The sequence below is a fragment of the Sphingobium sp. FW305-3-2-15-F-TSA7 genome, from assembly GCF_058787155.1.
In genome coordinates this window covers 1-14,338 of the sequence record NZ_JBYSZM010000052.1, presented here as the reverse complement: position 1 = coordinate 14,338, position 14,338 = coordinate 1, and the positions used below count along the sequence as shown (strand labels likewise).

The window sequence follows — 14,338 nt, the reverse complement described above, 5'->3', positions numbered from 1 at the left end:
CTGGAGCGCTTCCCGGAAACGACCGCCTCGAAATCACTTCATTGCTGCGGCATTCCCTCGGGATTCATCCACACCAGCTCGAAAATATGTCCATCGGGATCTTCGAAGCTGCGATTGTACATGAAGCCGAGATCCATCGCGCTGCGCGGGTCGGCGCGCCCGCCCGCCGCCGCCGCCACGGCGATCGTTTCATCCACCTGATCGCGCGTTTCGCATGTCAGCGCGATCAACACTTCGGTCGCCGTCCGTGCATCCGAAACCGCCCTGGGCGTGAAGGTCGCGAAATAGTCGCGGGCGAGCAGCTGAAAGGTGATCTGGTCCGACCACATCATGCTCGACGCCTTTTCATCGCTATACGCTTCATTCTTCCCGCATCCTATCGCCTGATAGAATGAAGTGGCGGCCGGGATGTCCGCCACCGGGAGGTTCACAAAGATCATCTTCGTCACCGTCTGTTCTCCTTGCCGAGGAAGGGCATGCCGGCAAATCTAGAATGAACGGCAACTGGCAGAAATGTCATCCTTCGCGCATTTCATGCCAAATGATGCGAAGGCCGCGGCGTGGCCCGTGCCGGTCAGCGATCGCCGGGCGGCCGCGGGATGCGCCCCATGGCGGCACGTCTCAGCGCCTGCGGCGGCTGGCCGAAGGCGCGCAGAAAGGCCCGGCGCATGCGCCCCGGTCCGTCGAACCCCGTCTTCAGGGCAATGCGATCCAGGGTGTCGTGCCCGGTCTCGACCGCCGCCCGGGCGATCTCCAGCCGCAGCCGCTCGACCGCCTTTGCCGGGGTCAGCCCCGTTTCGGCGGCGAAGACGCGTGCGAAATGGCGCGGGCTCATCCCGGCGCGATCGGCAAGGCTTTCGACGGGCAGCGGATCCGCGATCCGTTCCCGCATCCAGCCGATCAGGTCACCGAAACGACCGCTGTGCCCGCCCAGTTCGACAAAGGCGGCGAATTGCGACTGGCCGCCCGGCCGGGGGTGATACACCACGAGCTGCTGCGCGGTGCGCTGCGCGACAAGTTCGCCCAGATCGGCCTCGATCAGGGCCAGCGCCAGATCGATGCCGGCCGTGATCCCGGCGGAGGTCCACACATGCTCGTCCCGAACGAAGATGCGTTCCCGATTGAGCCGGACGTCCGGATAGCGCCTGGCGAAGTCGTCGCAATTCGCCCAATGCGTCGTCGCCTTTCGGCCACGCAGCAGCCCCGCCTCGGCAAGCAGATAGGCGCCGGAACAGACGCTGGCGAAACGGCGCGCGCGAACATGGGTAAGCCAGGCGACGATGTCCCTGGCGACGGCAAGGCTTTTGGCGATGTCGCCGCCCGAAATCAGCGCGGTATCGACACGGCCCGGCGGCAGCGGGGCCGATGCCAGCGCCATGCCAGAAGAGGATGTGATCGAACCACCGCCGGGCGACACGACCCGAAGACCGTAGCTGTCCGGACAGTAACGCTCGGCAATTTCGAAGGCCGCGATCGGGCCGGCGACGTCGAGCAGTTGAAAGCCCGGAAAAATCACAAAGGCGATCGTTCGTTTCATGGCTGCCTGTGCTCGAAATATACGATTTCGGACAATCCGTAACCGCAATGCGTCCGGCCGGTCAGGCCGCTTCTTCCGGCTGCCGCGCAAGCTTCGCATTGCGCGCCAGGATATGGACGGTCAGCCGCTGCACGACCGGCATGGCCACGAGCATGAGTTGCCCGATGCCGGGCCATCGCACGCTGAAGGGCGTGACCGCCAGAGTCAGGACGACCGTGAGGATGACCCCGATGCTGCGCCCCCGCCACATCGTGCGTCGTTCGGCGGAGATGCCCGGCCGGACGTGGCGGGCGTCGGTCGCGATATGCACGATCCAGCTGTAGCAGAGCGCCACGGCGAGCAGCACTGCATTGTAGAATTGAACCGCGCCCGGATTGTGCAGATTCTCGCTCATAAAGGCCGTCGCAAAGGGCATGAACGCGATGAACAGCAGCATGAGGAGGTTGGGCCAGGTGATGCTGCCTATGTGCCGGTCCAGGAACTGCATCGTGGTGTGATGGCCGACCCAGAAACGGCCGATGACGAGAAAGCTCAGCACATAACCGAAGAAGCTGTGGGACAGGCCCGCCAGCGCCCCGGGAACCTGTCGCCAGTCGGCGGTTTCGAGATGGGGCACCTCGATTTCGATGACGAGGAGCGTGATCGCGATGGCGAACACGGCGTCGGAGAAGAAGGTCAGCCGCTCATGAGCCGGATCAAGCTGGTCGATCGATGGTTCCGCCATGAACATGGTCCCCGACGCTGTTCCGCGCGGAAAAATAGCCGACCCGAAGTCGTTTCGCCATCCGCGCGCAATCGGAAGGCACGGCTCCGTTTCATCGGCGCGGCGCCGTTTCGTGCGCTTCGCGGGCCGACACATGGCAGTTTCCGCCCGAAATATGTCATCTCCCGCATGGACGGAGTCCGATAGCGTTGCGGCAATTCAAGGGAGGAGCGTCCCGAATTGGCCAGAATGAGGGCACGGACGATCTGGCTGGCTCTGCTGGGGACGGTGATGCTCGCGATCGCGGGTTTCGCGACCTGGATCGCCTTGCTGCCCGCGCAGCCGGAATCGACGACGCCCCGCCCCATCGCAGCGGACGAAATACGGGCGACTCTGGCGGCGCTCGCCCCCAACCGGCGAAGGCGCCCCCTGATCGCGATCATCGGCATAAACGACGCGACCGAGACGACCGACTATATCATGCCCTATGGCATTCTTCGCCGGGCGGATGTCGCGGATGTCGTGGCGCTGGCCACCCGGCCCGGGAACGTGACGCTGTATCCGGCGCTGTCGGTGATGCCCGACGCCACCGTCGCCGAGTTCGACGAAAACCATCCCGAAGGCGCCGACTATGTCATCGTTCCCGCAATGTCGCGCGAGGATGATCCGGCCGTGCTGACATGGCTGGCCCGGCAATCGTCCAAAGGCGCCGTGGTGATCGGCGTCTGCGTCGGCGCGAAGATCGTCGCCGCGGCGGGCTTGCTCGACGGACGGCGGGCGACGACGCACTGGTATTCCCGGAATGCGCTGCTCCGGGAGAATCCGGCGATCCATTATGTGCCGAACCGCCGTTTCGTGATCGATCGCGGCGTGATGACGACGACGGGAATCACGGCGTCGATACCGGCGACGCTGACGCTGATCGAAGCGATCGCCGGGCGTGAAAAGGCGATGGCCGTGGCCCGCAATCTGGGGGTGGACGACTGGGATGCGCGGCACGATGGTTCGGAGTTTCTGCTGACCCGGCGCTTCGCCACCACCGCGCTGCGCAACCGGCTCTTCTTCTGGAGGACCGAAAAGCGGATCATCCCCCTGCATCCCGGGATCGACGAAGTCTCGCTTGCGCTGACCGCCGACGCCTGGTCGCGCACTTACCGGTCGAAAGCCGTGACATGGTCCGCATCCGGTGCGCCGATCCGGACAGCGAACGGCATGCGCGTGGTTCCCGACGAGATCGCCCGCGACGCGCCTCTCCGGCAGCGGACCATGTCGCTCGCCGGGAAACCGGCGACAGCCGAATTATACGACGCACTCCGGAACATCGAGGCCCGCTATGGCGCTTCCACGGCAAAAATGGTCGCCATGCAGCTGGAATATCCGGCCCGGCATCTGCGCGGATTAAAGCGGCCAGCGGCTGCCGCGTCGGCACCGTAACGCCGGCCAGCCTATTTGGTCGTATAGCCGCCGTTCACGAGGATCGTCTGGCCAGTCATCCACCAGCCGTCCGACACCAGGAAGCGGATGAAGGGAACGATGTCCTCGATACTGGTGAGCCCGGTCTTCGTGAATGCGGAGAGCGCCGCTGCCGTCTTGTGATAGGCTTGGGCATCCGCGCTTTCGGCCGGATAGAAGAATGGCGTATCCATCGGCCCCGGCCCGATCGCCGTCACCGAGATACCGCGTTCGCCGAACTCCTTCGACGCCGCGCGCGTGAAATGCTCGACCGGCGCCTTGGTGCCCGCATAGGCGGCGTAGAAGGGCGTGAACGCACCGAGCAACGAAGTGACCAGGGTGACGATCTTGCCATTGTCGTTCAGATGACGCCCCGCCTCCTTCAGGAAGAAGAATGCCGACTTGGAATTGATGGCGGTCATCTCGTCATATTCGGCTTCGCTGATTTCGATGAGGGGCTTTTTCAGCACCTTGCCGACCGTATTTATCGCGATGTCGGGATTGCCGATGACGGCGATCACATCTGCGAACAGCCTTTCGATCGCGCCTGCCGTGGTCAGGTCGCCCTGAAAGGCGACGGCTTGCGCGCCGGCAGCTTCGATCGCGGCGACGGTTTCGAGAGCGGCGTCTTTCGTCGCCGGGCTGTTATAGTGGATGGCGATCGCCTTCGCGCCCTGCCCGGCCAGGTCGCGGGCCAGCAGCCCGCCGAGATTCTTCGCACCGCCCGCGATGAGGACGGTCTTTCCCTTGATGCCATGATCGGCCATGCGCACGCCTCCTGCTCGTTGCCGGAGACGTCCACCGCTCCGTCGAAGGCGAATCTACACGCTCGATTGTTGCCATAAAGCCGATCATTCTGACATGACATGTCAGAACAGGCGAACAATGAGCGGCACCAATGGATCGTATCGACCTTTTCAGGATCTTCGTCCGTGTCGTCGAATGCGCCAGCTTCACCCGCGCGGCCGACATGCTCGGCATGCCGAGATCGTCGGTCTCGGCCGCGATCCAGGACCTGGAAGCGCGCGTGGGCACGCGCTTGCTGCATCGTACGACCCGCCGGGTCACGCCAACGCAGGACGGCGCCACATTTTACGATCGCTGCATGAGAGTGATCGCCGATGTCGAGGAGACCGAGAGCCTGTTCCGCCAGGCCGCGGCCGGACCGAGCGGCATGCTGCGCATCGACGTGCCGGGCCGGATCGGGCGGATCGTCATCGCCCCTGCACTGCCCGGCTTCTTCGCCCGCTATCCCGATATCGAGATCCGCCTGGGCGTCACCGATCGCGCGGTCAATCTGGTCGAAGAAAGCATCGACTGCGTGCTGAGGGTCGGGCCGCTCGCCGATTCCGGTATGATCGCCCGTTCGATCGGCGAACTGTCGCTGATCAACGTCGCCAGCCCGGACTATATCGCGCGCTACGGCATTCCTACGGCACCCGGCGATCTCCATCGCCATCGGGCGGTTCGCTATGCTTCGCCATCGAGCGGCCGGGTCGAGGACTGGGAATGGGCGGAGGACGGCACGGTGAAGACGATGGCCATGACGGGGTCCGTCACCGTCAACAGTGCCGAAGCCTATATCGCCTGTTGCCAGGCGGGGCTCGGCCTCATCCAGATACCCGCCTATGACGTAAGAGCGCATCTCGCCGCCGGCGAGCTGGTCGAAGTGATGCCGGATCACCGCGCGGCTCCCTTGCCGATGACCTTGCTCTATCCGCATCGCCAGCATCTGTCGCAGCGATTGCAGGTCTTTGCGGACTGGCTCGCCGACCTGCTCGTGCGTGAAATTCTGGCCTGAGACCGGATCTCGATGCGTTCGACTCCTCAAGATCCGGTATCAGGCCGAAAGGCGGGTTTCCGGCCCAGTGGCCGGAAAAACGATCCGCCTCCGCGCGACCTTCAGGAAAGCGGGCCGTTCAGACGGCGCAGCGCGACGTTGCGGACGCGGCCGCCATGGATCTTCAGGCCGGTGACCTTGCCCTGCGCATCGCGATCGAAGGCGACGACACCCAGCATCCCGGATCCGGATTCGAAACGATCCGCGACCACGCCGGTCAGCGAGACCGGATCGGGCATCCAGATCGAGCGGACGGCCAGATGGTCGCCCTCCACCGCGATCGTATAGGTCACGTCGAGTTCGTCGCTGTAATAATTGCCGGCAAAGTCCGCGAGCGCGGCGGCCGTCGGCGTGGCCGGCGTGATACGGTCGTAGCGGGTGGTGCGCGATTCCTCGGGCGTCACCTGTTCCAGCGCGGTGACGGTGCCGTCAGCGGCCTTGATCGGATTGAAATAGCTGCGCACCGGCGGACCGGAATCGACCGTGCCGTTGGCGCGCTGGGTCAGCTTGGTCGGCTTGCCATAGCCGAAATCCGCATAGAGCCCGTCGGTGCGCGCCTCCAGCTTCAGGCTGTGGGCATAGGGGTTGAAATAGGTGCCGGCCAGCGGCGCGGGATTCGGCTTCGCATCGGCGGCGGGAACGGCGGGCGCCGGAACCTTGGGCAGATAGAGATCCGCGATCGCCGCGACCCGCGCCGCCAGGTCGAAACCGAAATTCTTGCCGGCCGCGTCGAACGGCGTGTTCGCGGTGATCGCCACCGCGAAATCCTGTCCCGGATAATAGACGAAGATCGCGCGGAAACCGGCATCGGCGCCTGAATGGGTGATCACCTCGCGCCCGCCGATCTTGGTACGCTGCAACGCGAAGCCGTACGTGATCGGCTTGCCGTTGGAGAGCGTGCCGTTGGTCGTCACCTGATCGATCAGCGCGCGATCGCCGACCACCGGATTGGTGAAATTGCCCGCCCATTTGGCGAGATCCTCGACCGTGGTGAACAGGCTGGTGGCGCCGGCATTGTCGTAGTTGAGCAACTCGCGCTTCCACGGCTTGTCCGGGCTCTCGCGATTATAGGATTGCGCGCGGCCCGGCACGACCTCGTCGACATCGTCGAAGAAGAAGGTCCTGGTCATGCCCAGCGGCTTGAAGATGCGTTCGTCGGTGAACTGGCGCAGGGTCTTGCCGCTCACCGCATGCACGATCTCCGCAAGCAGCGTGTAGCCGGTGTTGGAATAATTATATTCGCTGCCCGGCTTGAAGTTCAGCCCGCGCTGGCGCGCCACCATGTTGACCACCTGTTTCTGGCGCAGGCGATTGTCCATATCCTGCCCGCCCAGCGTGAACAGCGACCATTGATCACGCAGGCCGCTGGTGTGATGGATCAGGTGATTGACGGTGATGACTTCGCCGAAATCGGGAACATAGGGCAGGTAGCGCCGGATATCGGCGTTGAGATCGACCTTGCCCTCGCGCGCCAGCAGCGCGATCGAAAAGGCCGCGAATTCCTTCGACACGCTCGCCACATGGAATTGCGTCTGCGGCGTGATCGCGCGGCCATCCTCCAGATCGGCGATGCCATAGCCCTTGGCATAAACGAGCTTGCCCTGGCTGTAGATGCCCAGCGCCGCGCCGGGATCGGCGGCCCCGACGCTCGCGAACAACGCGTCGACGGCGACCGCGCGGCCCGCATCCTGCGCTGGCGCGGCAGCCGGCCTGGCGGACTGCGCCAGGGCCGGCGTCGCCGCGGATGCGGCAAGCGCGACGAAGAGAAGCGGGCATTGCAGGGTCTTGCTGATGCGCATGGACGATCTCGCGATGGAGTTGGGGAATCAGAAATCCGATTTCATATCATGAAAATCGATTTGTCCAACCGGACAGGCGCGGTTTTCGTTGCCCGAGGCGATCGGGCTCGTTGATCGCCGATCGCTCGAATGGCCATCGCCGCCACGACGACCGCACACAGGATCATCGCCCAGAGCGACGAAGGCGCCTCCGCCTCCGGCATCACCGGAATTCAGGCGCATGCCGACGCCCATGGGAAATTCGGAACCGCATCTCACTCAGAGAAAAATTGACCGAATCGGAAATTTTTTCGATGATCGGGCCGATGGGGCAGCGATCGCGCGTGAGTGCCGTCCGTTGACCGAATATTGAATGCATCCAGGGAGAAGATGACAGTGCGTTTTGGACAATTTCTCGCCGCGAGCTGCCTGCTTCCCCTGATGACCCTCGCGCCCGCCGCGGCGCAGGAAGCGAGCTACGATATCGTCATCAAGGGCGGCCGCGTGATCGATCCGGAGAGCGGCCGCGACGAAGTGGCCGATGTCGGCATCAACGGCGGCACCATCGCCGCGATCTCGGCTGGCCCGCTCAAGGGCAAGCGCGTGCTCGATGCCAGGGGGCAGGTCGTGGCGCCGGGCTTCATCGATTATCACGCCCATGGCCAGGATGTGAAAAGCCAGGGCTTCCAGTTGCTCGACGGCGTGACCTCGGCGTTCGAGATGGAGATCGGCACGATGCCGGTCGCCAATTTCTACGCGGAGAAGCAGGGCAAGGCGCTGATCAACTACGGCGCGACCGCCAGCTTCCTGTGCGCGCGCATCGAGGTGTTGAGCGACAAGAGATGCGGCACGCCGGGTGCGCCCCCGACCGCCGCGCTCGTCATCTCGCCCCAGGCGCTGACGACCTCCGCGAATGCGGAGCAGGAAGACCGGATCGTCGCGGCGGTCGAGCGGGAGATCGAGGCCGGCGCGCTCGGCATCGGGATCGGCCTCGAATACACGCCCGCCACCGGCCGCCGTGAGATCTACAAGGCGTTCAAGGCCGGCGCGAAATATGGCGTGCCGGTGTTCGTCCATGCGCGCATGCGCGAACTGAGCCGCGCGCCGGGGATGCCGATCGCGGTCGCCAACGAACTGATCGCCGACGCCGCCTCGACCGGCGCCGCGTTGCAGCTCGTCCACGTCACCTCGACTTCGCTCGGCGATGCGCCGACCGTGATCGAGATATTGAAGGGCGCCGCCAGACACGGCGTCGACGTCACCACCGAAGCCTATCCGTACGAAGCCGGATCGACCGCGCTCGGATCCGAATTCTTCTCCGAAGGCTGGCAGCAGCGTTCGGGCATCACCTACAAGGATGTCCAATGGTCGGCGACCGGCGAGCGGCTGACTGAGGAGACGTTCAACAAATACCGCAAGGAACAGCCCGGCGGCGAAGTGGTGATCTTCATGATCCCGCAGACCGCGATCGACGCGGCGATGGCCGATCCGTTCGTCACCATCGCATCCGACGGCATGCCGATGGTCGAATCCAAGGTTCACCCGCGCGGCGCCGGCAGCTTCAGCCGGGTGCTCGGCCATTATGTGCGCGAGCGCAAATTGCTCGACCTCAGGACCGCGCTCGCCAAGATGACGATCATGCCGGCGAAGCGCCTCGAAAAGGTCGCCCCCGCAATGGCGCGCAAGGGCCGCATCCAGGTGGGCGCCGATGCCGATATCAGCATATTCGACCCCAATACCGTCAAGGACAACGCCACCTATGAAAAGCCGCATCAGGCATCGAGCGGCTATCGCTATGTGCTGGTCGGCGGCAAGGTGATGGCGGAGAACGGCAAGATCACGCCCAATCTGTTCCCCGGCGTCGGCGTCAAGCGCGGGGATAAATAAGCGGCGACCGCCCGGACGATCGCCATGATCGTATCCGCTTGCCTGCGCGACGAGATGTTCGCGTTGGTTCCGGCGCGCTGAAGATGGATCCCGTACTGCCGCTACTTCGGCAGCACCCATTTGATGGTGCGAGTAGCCTGCGACTCCATCGACATGCCGTACTGGTCTTGAGCAGGCTTATAGCGGGCGCGCCGCATGATCAGATCGCAACTTGTGAAATCGAGATCCGCATTGCCGCTTGACTCGATAACCTTACAATCGGTGGCAAAGCCGAGGACAGTGATCTTCCAAGTAATGCGAACGCTACCCTCCGCCTTCGCCTTGATCGCCGCGAGAGGATAGTCCTCCTGGGTGATCCAACTTCTCGTCACCCCATTTGGATCGAATCCTGGCCCTTGGGCCATCACAGGTGACGTGACAACTAAAGAGGCCAAGAGAAAGAGTGTTGCGTATTGGTCCATCTTTCAACAGAAGCAGCTTCTCAGCTTGCGGTCAAATCGCCAACGTTTACCATGACAGATCATTAAATCTGCGTTCACAGCGCATAAGTCAGCTGAGCGGCAATCTACATTGAGGGCGGTGGAGTGCGCCGTAATTTAACCGGCCGGAGCGTTGATCGCCAATTGCGCAGCAAAAGCCCGCCGATAGGCCGGCCGTGCCTCGCCGCGGGCAACATAGGCGGCCAGCTTCGGATATTCGTCCAATAGGCCCGACATCCGAAGGCGGAGCAGCACCGAGACCATCATCAGGTCACCCGCGCTGAATGCGCCGTCGAGCCACTCGGCATCGCCCAGACGCGCGGACAATTGCTCCAGCCGGGCGCGGATCCGGTCCATCACCAGCGGCAGGCGTTCCTGCGCCCAGGGCTTGTCGCCCTCCAGGATCTTCGCGGTCGTGAGATCGTGGATCACCGGCTCCATCGTGCTGAGCGCGGCGAACATCCATGTGATCGCCCGCGCCCGGGCATCTTCATCCTCCGGCAACAGGTCCGCATGGCGCTGTGCGATGTGGAGGATGATCGATCCCGTCTCGAACAGGGCCAGATCGCCCTCTTCATAGGTCGGGATCTGGCCGAAGGGATGGAGCGCCAGATGCGCGGATTGCTTCATCGCCGCGAACGAGACGAGGCGAACGTCGTAAGGCTGATCCGCTTCCTCCAGCGCCCAGCGAACCCGCGTATCGCGCGCCAGCCCCTTGCCGCCATCGGGTGACCGTTCAAAGGCGGTGATGGTGATCGTCATGACGTTCGTCTCCTTGCTTGCGCCAACGATTGTGGCGTCTCATCGTTACGACGAATGAGCTTGTCGGAAATCGACATCCCTTTTTTCATCGCTGAAGCGCTTGTCTCTGGCCTGGGTGGCGCCGCCTTTTACGGCCCGAAGCGGGAGAAGGGCACGCCGGCTGATCACTGCGGGCAAATTTGAACTGACGGAGCACGTAAGCGATCGGGCGTTTTTTTGAGGCTGTCTACAGTCGTCTGATGACCTTTGAACCCGGTATTCGACACCCACCGGGTCGCTGGTGGGGTAACGACGAACGGATTCGCCGAGACATATTCAACTTTGTCAGCAAGAAGAAAGCTGGACGGTCGCTTTCGACAACCATCGAGTCTTTCTAGCGCGAGCAAGGGCAAAATCTGGATTCGGATGAATTGACCTGTCCGACGGCAAGTAAAATCTGGACTGAAGATCGAGACAAACTTGTGACCGAGATTCTTCGAAGGCATCACGCAGGTCGCGTTCGATAAACACCGGCAACGATCTCGAAATCAAATCTCCAATCGACATTGCCCCCGCTTCCCGCCCAGCCTCCAAAAGCGGGCGCGAGCGGCGGAGAGACACAACCCACGGTGCCCGAGGTTTACAGCGCACCCGACATTGTACCAGCCCTTAGCGGGGGATCGAATGGGGTTGAGAAGTCGATCCGCTATAGGAACTGCGCTGCCGCCCATCGTTTCCCCCTTTGTCGTCCGCACACGCCATTCCCGCCACAAGTGGACGTTCGCCCACCTTCCCGTTACAGGCGTCCATCCGCACAACAAGACCGGAGCCATCGTGCGGGGGCCTTATTGACCGGCCCCGGAAACCGTGCCTGGAAATTGGAATTGGGGGTTCACTTGCCTTTGCCGTGGTATGCGCTCATCGCAGCGCTTCAGTTGCAAGCCGGCCATGTCGCGCCTGCTCGCGCCGACCTTGGATCGATCTTCGTCACGCCGGAAACCGCTGAACTTGAGGGGGCAGGAAAGCTCGATTTCGTGCCCGATCCCAGCGCCTTCAACGTGGACGTCCCTCCGGGTGGCGATGGGCTTTCGTTCACGGTCCGGCTGTGGTTCGATCCTTCGGGCAAACCCGTCGCATGCGACGTCGGTCAGCAGCTGCTGCCGCAGGCAGCGCAAGTTGGTTGTGCGCAGTTGATGAAATCGGCCACATTCCGCGGGGTGCCGGGCATGGTCGCTCCGCTGCGGCGGGGGTTCATCGATGTGCGGTTCAGCTTTTTCAACAATCCGCCAGGGCCTCAATTATACGCGTTCCCCCACCCGGCATACAGAAACGCGACGATCATCTATCCGCCCGATACTGTTCCGGACAGCGATCGCCTCCGCCTGGCGGATGGTAGGCTGATATTTTCGATCACAGGCGACGACTATCCGCCCACCGCAATTCGCTACGGCCTGGAAAGCGCCACCGTCGTCCAGCTTGGCATAAGCCGGGATGGCCTGATCAAAACCTGCCGTCCGATAACGTCATCAGGGCCCGCCACGGCCTATCTCGACAACAACACCTGCGCATTGTTCCTGCGGCGAGGCAGCTTCCAATTCGTCGCCGACGCACCAACCTATGATGGATTGCGCTATCTGAACAAGGCGATGCGCTGGAAAATACCGGATTAAGGGCTGGCCGGTTGGCACCCAGCCCCCGGGCTCCCGCCCCAGGCGCCACGAATATCGCAATTTCAGGAAGTGGAGGCCCGAGCCGGAATCGAACCGGCGTGCAAGGATTTGCAGTCCTCTGCGTAACCACTCCGCCATCGGGCCGAAGGGCGCTCCCTCTGCGCGGACGTGCCCGGGATGTCAACCGCTATGCTGTGCCTTTGGCAACATGGCGGCGCAATTCGCGAATTCAGGCGGCGATCAGGTCCGCGACGATGCCCGCCGCGTCGATCGGGCGGACGAATTCGCCGCCGATCTCGCCCGGCGCCACGCTGACCAGCCGCGCCGCCATGTCGCCGGCGATCGGGATATGCACGATCACCTGGTCCGCGACATCGAACGCGCTTTGCGTCGATCCGGAAAAGCCGCTGGCCGATAGCGCGGTCAGGCTGAAATCGACAGCGGCGCCACCGATGCCGCGGATCGATGTCTCGACGGCGATCGGGTAGCATGTCTCCGTCTCGCCCTGCGTTGCGGGCCGCGTTCCGGTCGTGCGCATCGGTATCCCCTGCCATCGACAATCATCCGGCTCTAGCCGCGAAACATTAAAGCCGCGTGATGGCCCGCACAGCACAGGTCGCGCTTCGCCTTTAATGTCGTGTGATGTATCCTGCGGACGATTCGAATTTGGCTCGGACGGTCGCAATTCAATCGGTTAAACGGAAGGCATGGTCATAAGGCCCCTCCGGACGGCCGACGGGGAGAAACGTGTTGCGCGTCGATAAGTACATGCTGCCCGCCGCCACGCTCGTGCTCGCCGCGATGCCGATGGCGGCGCCCGCGCAAAGCCTGCGCCCCAGCCTTCAGGACAGTTTCCGCCTCGGCAGCGCCGGCGGCTCGCTCTGCCAGATGCAGAGCCAGAACAACGATCCCGCCGCGCGCGGCATATTCGATCGCGCCTGGACGATCGTCTGCCGCGATGCCGCGCGCCCGATCGGGCAGATCTATGCGCTGCGCGAGGGCGACGATGCGCTGGTGCGGCTGGCCGCGTCGCGCGACACCCCCGTGACCTGTGAGGGTGAGGCCAGCGCGCCCGTCGCCGATCTCGGCGCCGTTTCCGTCACAACTTGCCGGTTCGCCAGCGCCAATGTCGGCTACAAGATCTATCGCACCCGCATCGGCCGCGTGACCTATGTCGCGCAGGGGCTGGCCGGGTACGACAGCGCGCTCGAACTGGGTCTGCGCACCATCGTCGCCGACTGGATCGTCGATGGCGAGATCCGCGTCGCCACGACCGGGCTGGCGGATCCCGTCGCCTTTGCCCGCGTCCAGGCCGGCGCGCTCGATCCGGCACAGACGCTGGCCGAGGGCTATCGCCGCAACAATAGCGGCAATTATGCCGAGGCCGCCGAATTCTTCGACACGCTGCAATCGCGCCTCGATGCCGAGGATGCGGCGCGCGACACCGCCGCGAACCGCGAACAGCGGCTCAACGAATATCTCGTCAACCAGGCGCTGCAAAAATCGAACCTGGGCGACTTCGCGGAGGCCGATGCGCTGTTCGCCGCCGCCGCGCGCATCCCCACGCTCGATCCCGTCCAGACCCGCCTGCGCCGCAATTTCGAGGCGCTCCACCTGCTCAACCAGCGCAAACTGGACGAAGCGGCGGCGGTGCTCGCACGGCCGGTCGTCCCGCTCGCCGGGCTCGCCAGGACGAGCGGCGTTGTCGATATCGGCGTGCCGCTCGCCGCCGAGATCAATTCCAGCCTGCCCGCCGCGCGCCGGCTGGGCGCCACCCAATCCGCGATGCTGTCGCCCGAGGAACGCGTCGCCATCCTCGATGCGCAGACGCTTCAGCTCCGCGCCACCATCCTGCGTTTGCAGGGTCAGCCCGAGCCCGCCCGCGCGATGCTCGACAAGGCATTGGCGGACGCCACCGCGATCCGCGAGGGCCGCGTCACCTCAATCACCCGGCTGCGCGCACAGATCATGGCCGAAAGCGCGCTGACGCATGAGGATCAGGGCAATCTCGGCGCGGCCGAGGCGCTGTTGCGCCGCGCGCTCGATCTGCTGCGCACCAGCTATCCCGAAACCACCGCGATGAATGGCGGCCGCGCCCGGCTCGCCGCCTTCCTCGCCCGCCATGGCAAGCGCGACGAGGCGATGACACTCTATCGCGACGTGGTGACGAGCACGACCGAGAACCGCGCCAACACCACCGGCCTGTCCAACCTGCTCGCGCCCTATTTCGAGATGCTCGCCGAACAGGTAC

At 63.9% G+C, this 14,338-nt stretch carries 13 protein-coding genes, 1 tRNA gene and 1 pseudogene; 5 read left to right on the top strand and 10 right to left on the bottom strand.

Annotated features, from left to right (window positions below):
- Nucleotides 1–38 precede the first annotated feature (38 nt).
- The 3 genes from AC3WN8_RS28170 to AC3WN8_RS28160 form a co-directional block, all read right to left on the bottom strand.
- Nucleotides 39–440: a VOC family protein gene (locus AC3WN8_RS28170; protein WP_492672854.1), complete on the bottom strand. Its 402-nt coding sequence runs from the start codon at nt 438–440 to the stop codon at nt 39–41.
- 134 nt (nt 441–574) lie between these two features.
- Nucleotides 575–1,537: a GlxA family transcriptional regulator gene (locus AC3WN8_RS28165; RefSeq protein WP_492672837.1), complete on the bottom strand. Its 963-nt coding sequence runs from the start codon at nt 1,535–1,537 to the stop codon at nt 575–577.
- 61 nt (nt 1,538–1,598) lie between these two features.
- The gene (locus AC3WN8_RS28160) at nt 1,599–2,261 is read right to left on the bottom strand and encodes a TMEM175 family protein (RefSeq protein WP_492672836.1); all 663 of its coding nucleotides are present in this window, start codon (nt 2,259–2,261) and stop codon (nt 1,599–1,601) included.
- A 228-nt stretch (nt 2,262–2,489) separates the two neighbouring features.
- Here AC3WN8_RS28160 and AC3WN8_RS28155 point away from each other — a divergent pair, with 228 nt between their 5' ends.
- Nucleotides 2,490–3,674 (top strand): DJ-1/PfpI family protein, encoded by a 1,185-nt coding sequence (locus AC3WN8_RS28155; protein WP_492672853.1) that lies wholly within the window; start codon nt 2,490–2,492, stop codon nt 3,672–3,674.
- Nucleotides 3,675–3,685: 11 nt separating this feature from the next.
- On the opposite strand, the gene AC3WN8_RS28150 is transcribed toward AC3WN8_RS28155, so the two are convergent.
- Nucleotides 3,686–4,459 (bottom strand): SDR family oxidoreductase, encoded by a 774-nt coding sequence (locus tag AC3WN8_RS28150; RefSeq protein WP_492672835.1) that lies wholly within the window; start codon nt 4,457–4,459, stop codon nt 3,686–3,688.
- Nucleotides 4,460–4,590: 131 nt separating this feature from the next.
- Here AC3WN8_RS28150 and AC3WN8_RS28145 point away from each other — a divergent pair, with 131 nt between their 5' ends.
- On the top strand, nt 4,591–5,493 hold the full coding sequence (locus tag AC3WN8_RS28145) for a LysR family transcriptional regulator (protein ID WP_492672834.1): 903 nt from the start codon (nt 4,591–4,593) through the stop codon (nt 5,491–5,493).
- Between the two features lie 101 nt (nt 5,494–5,594).
- On the opposite strand, the gene AC3WN8_RS28140 is transcribed toward AC3WN8_RS28145, so the two are convergent.
- Together AC3WN8_RS28140 and AC3WN8_RS28135 are read right to left on the bottom strand one after the other, a co-directional pair.
- Nucleotides 5,595–7,331 (bottom strand): serine hydrolase domain-containing protein, encoded by a 1,737-nt coding sequence (locus tag AC3WN8_RS28140; protein WP_492672833.1) that lies wholly within the window; start codon nt 7,329–7,331, stop codon nt 5,595–5,597.
- A gap of 27 nt (nt 7,332–7,358) precedes the next feature.
- Nucleotides 7,359–7,553, bottom strand: a complete 195-nt coding sequence (locus tag AC3WN8_RS28135) for a hypothetical protein (RefSeq protein ID WP_492672832.1) — start codon at nt 7,551–7,553, stop codon at nt 7,359–7,361.
- A gap of 147 nt (nt 7,554–7,700) precedes the next feature.
- Here AC3WN8_RS28135 and AC3WN8_RS28130 point away from each other — a divergent pair, with 147 nt between their 5' ends.
- On the top strand, nt 7,701–9,197 hold the full coding sequence (locus AC3WN8_RS28130; RefSeq protein WP_492672831.1) for an amidohydrolase family protein: 1,497 nt from the start codon (nt 7,701–7,703) through the stop codon (nt 9,195–9,197).
- 101 nt (nt 9,198–9,298) lie between these two features.
- Here the strand turns inward: AC3WN8_RS28130 and AC3WN8_RS28125 are convergent, their stop codons facing one another.
- Together AC3WN8_RS28125 and AC3WN8_RS28120 are read right to left on the bottom strand one after the other, a co-directional pair.
- Entirely contained in the window at nt 9,299–9,658 is a 360-nt protein-coding gene (locus AC3WN8_RS28125; RefSeq protein WP_492672830.1) for a TonB family protein, read from the bottom strand.
- Between the two features lie 135 nt (nt 9,659–9,793).
- Nucleotides 9,794–10,438, bottom strand: a complete 645-nt coding sequence (locus AC3WN8_RS28120; RefSeq protein ID WP_492672829.1) for a glutathione S-transferase family protein — start codon at nt 10,436–10,438, stop codon at nt 9,794–9,796.
- 827 nt (nt 10,439–11,265) lie between these two features.
- Here AC3WN8_RS28120 and AC3WN8_RS28115 point away from each other — a divergent pair.
- On the top strand, nt 11,266–12,087 hold the full coding sequence (locus tag AC3WN8_RS28115) for an energy transducer TonB (protein WP_492672828.1): 822 nt from the start codon (nt 11,266–11,268) through the stop codon (nt 12,085–12,087).
- Between the two features lie 70 nt (nt 12,088–12,157).
- On the opposite strand, the gene AC3WN8_RS28110 is transcribed toward AC3WN8_RS28115, so the two are convergent.
- Together AC3WN8_RS28110 and AC3WN8_RS28105 are read right to left on the bottom strand one after the other, a co-directional pair.
- Nucleotides 12,158–12,231 (bottom strand) — tRNA-Cys (locus tag AC3WN8_RS28110).
- Nucleotides 12,232–12,316: 85 nt separating this feature from the next.
- A complete protein-coding gene (locus AC3WN8_RS28105; protein ID WP_492672827.1) occupies nt 12,317–12,625 on the bottom strand; it encodes a hypothetical protein in 309 nt (102 codons plus the stop codon).
- Nucleotides 12,626–12,837: 212 nt separating this feature from the next.
- Here AC3WN8_RS28105 and AC3WN8_RS28100 point away from each other — a divergent pair.
- Nucleotides 12,838–14,338: pseudogene (locus AC3WN8_RS28100) on the top strand (CHAT domain-containing protein); the annotation flags it as partial.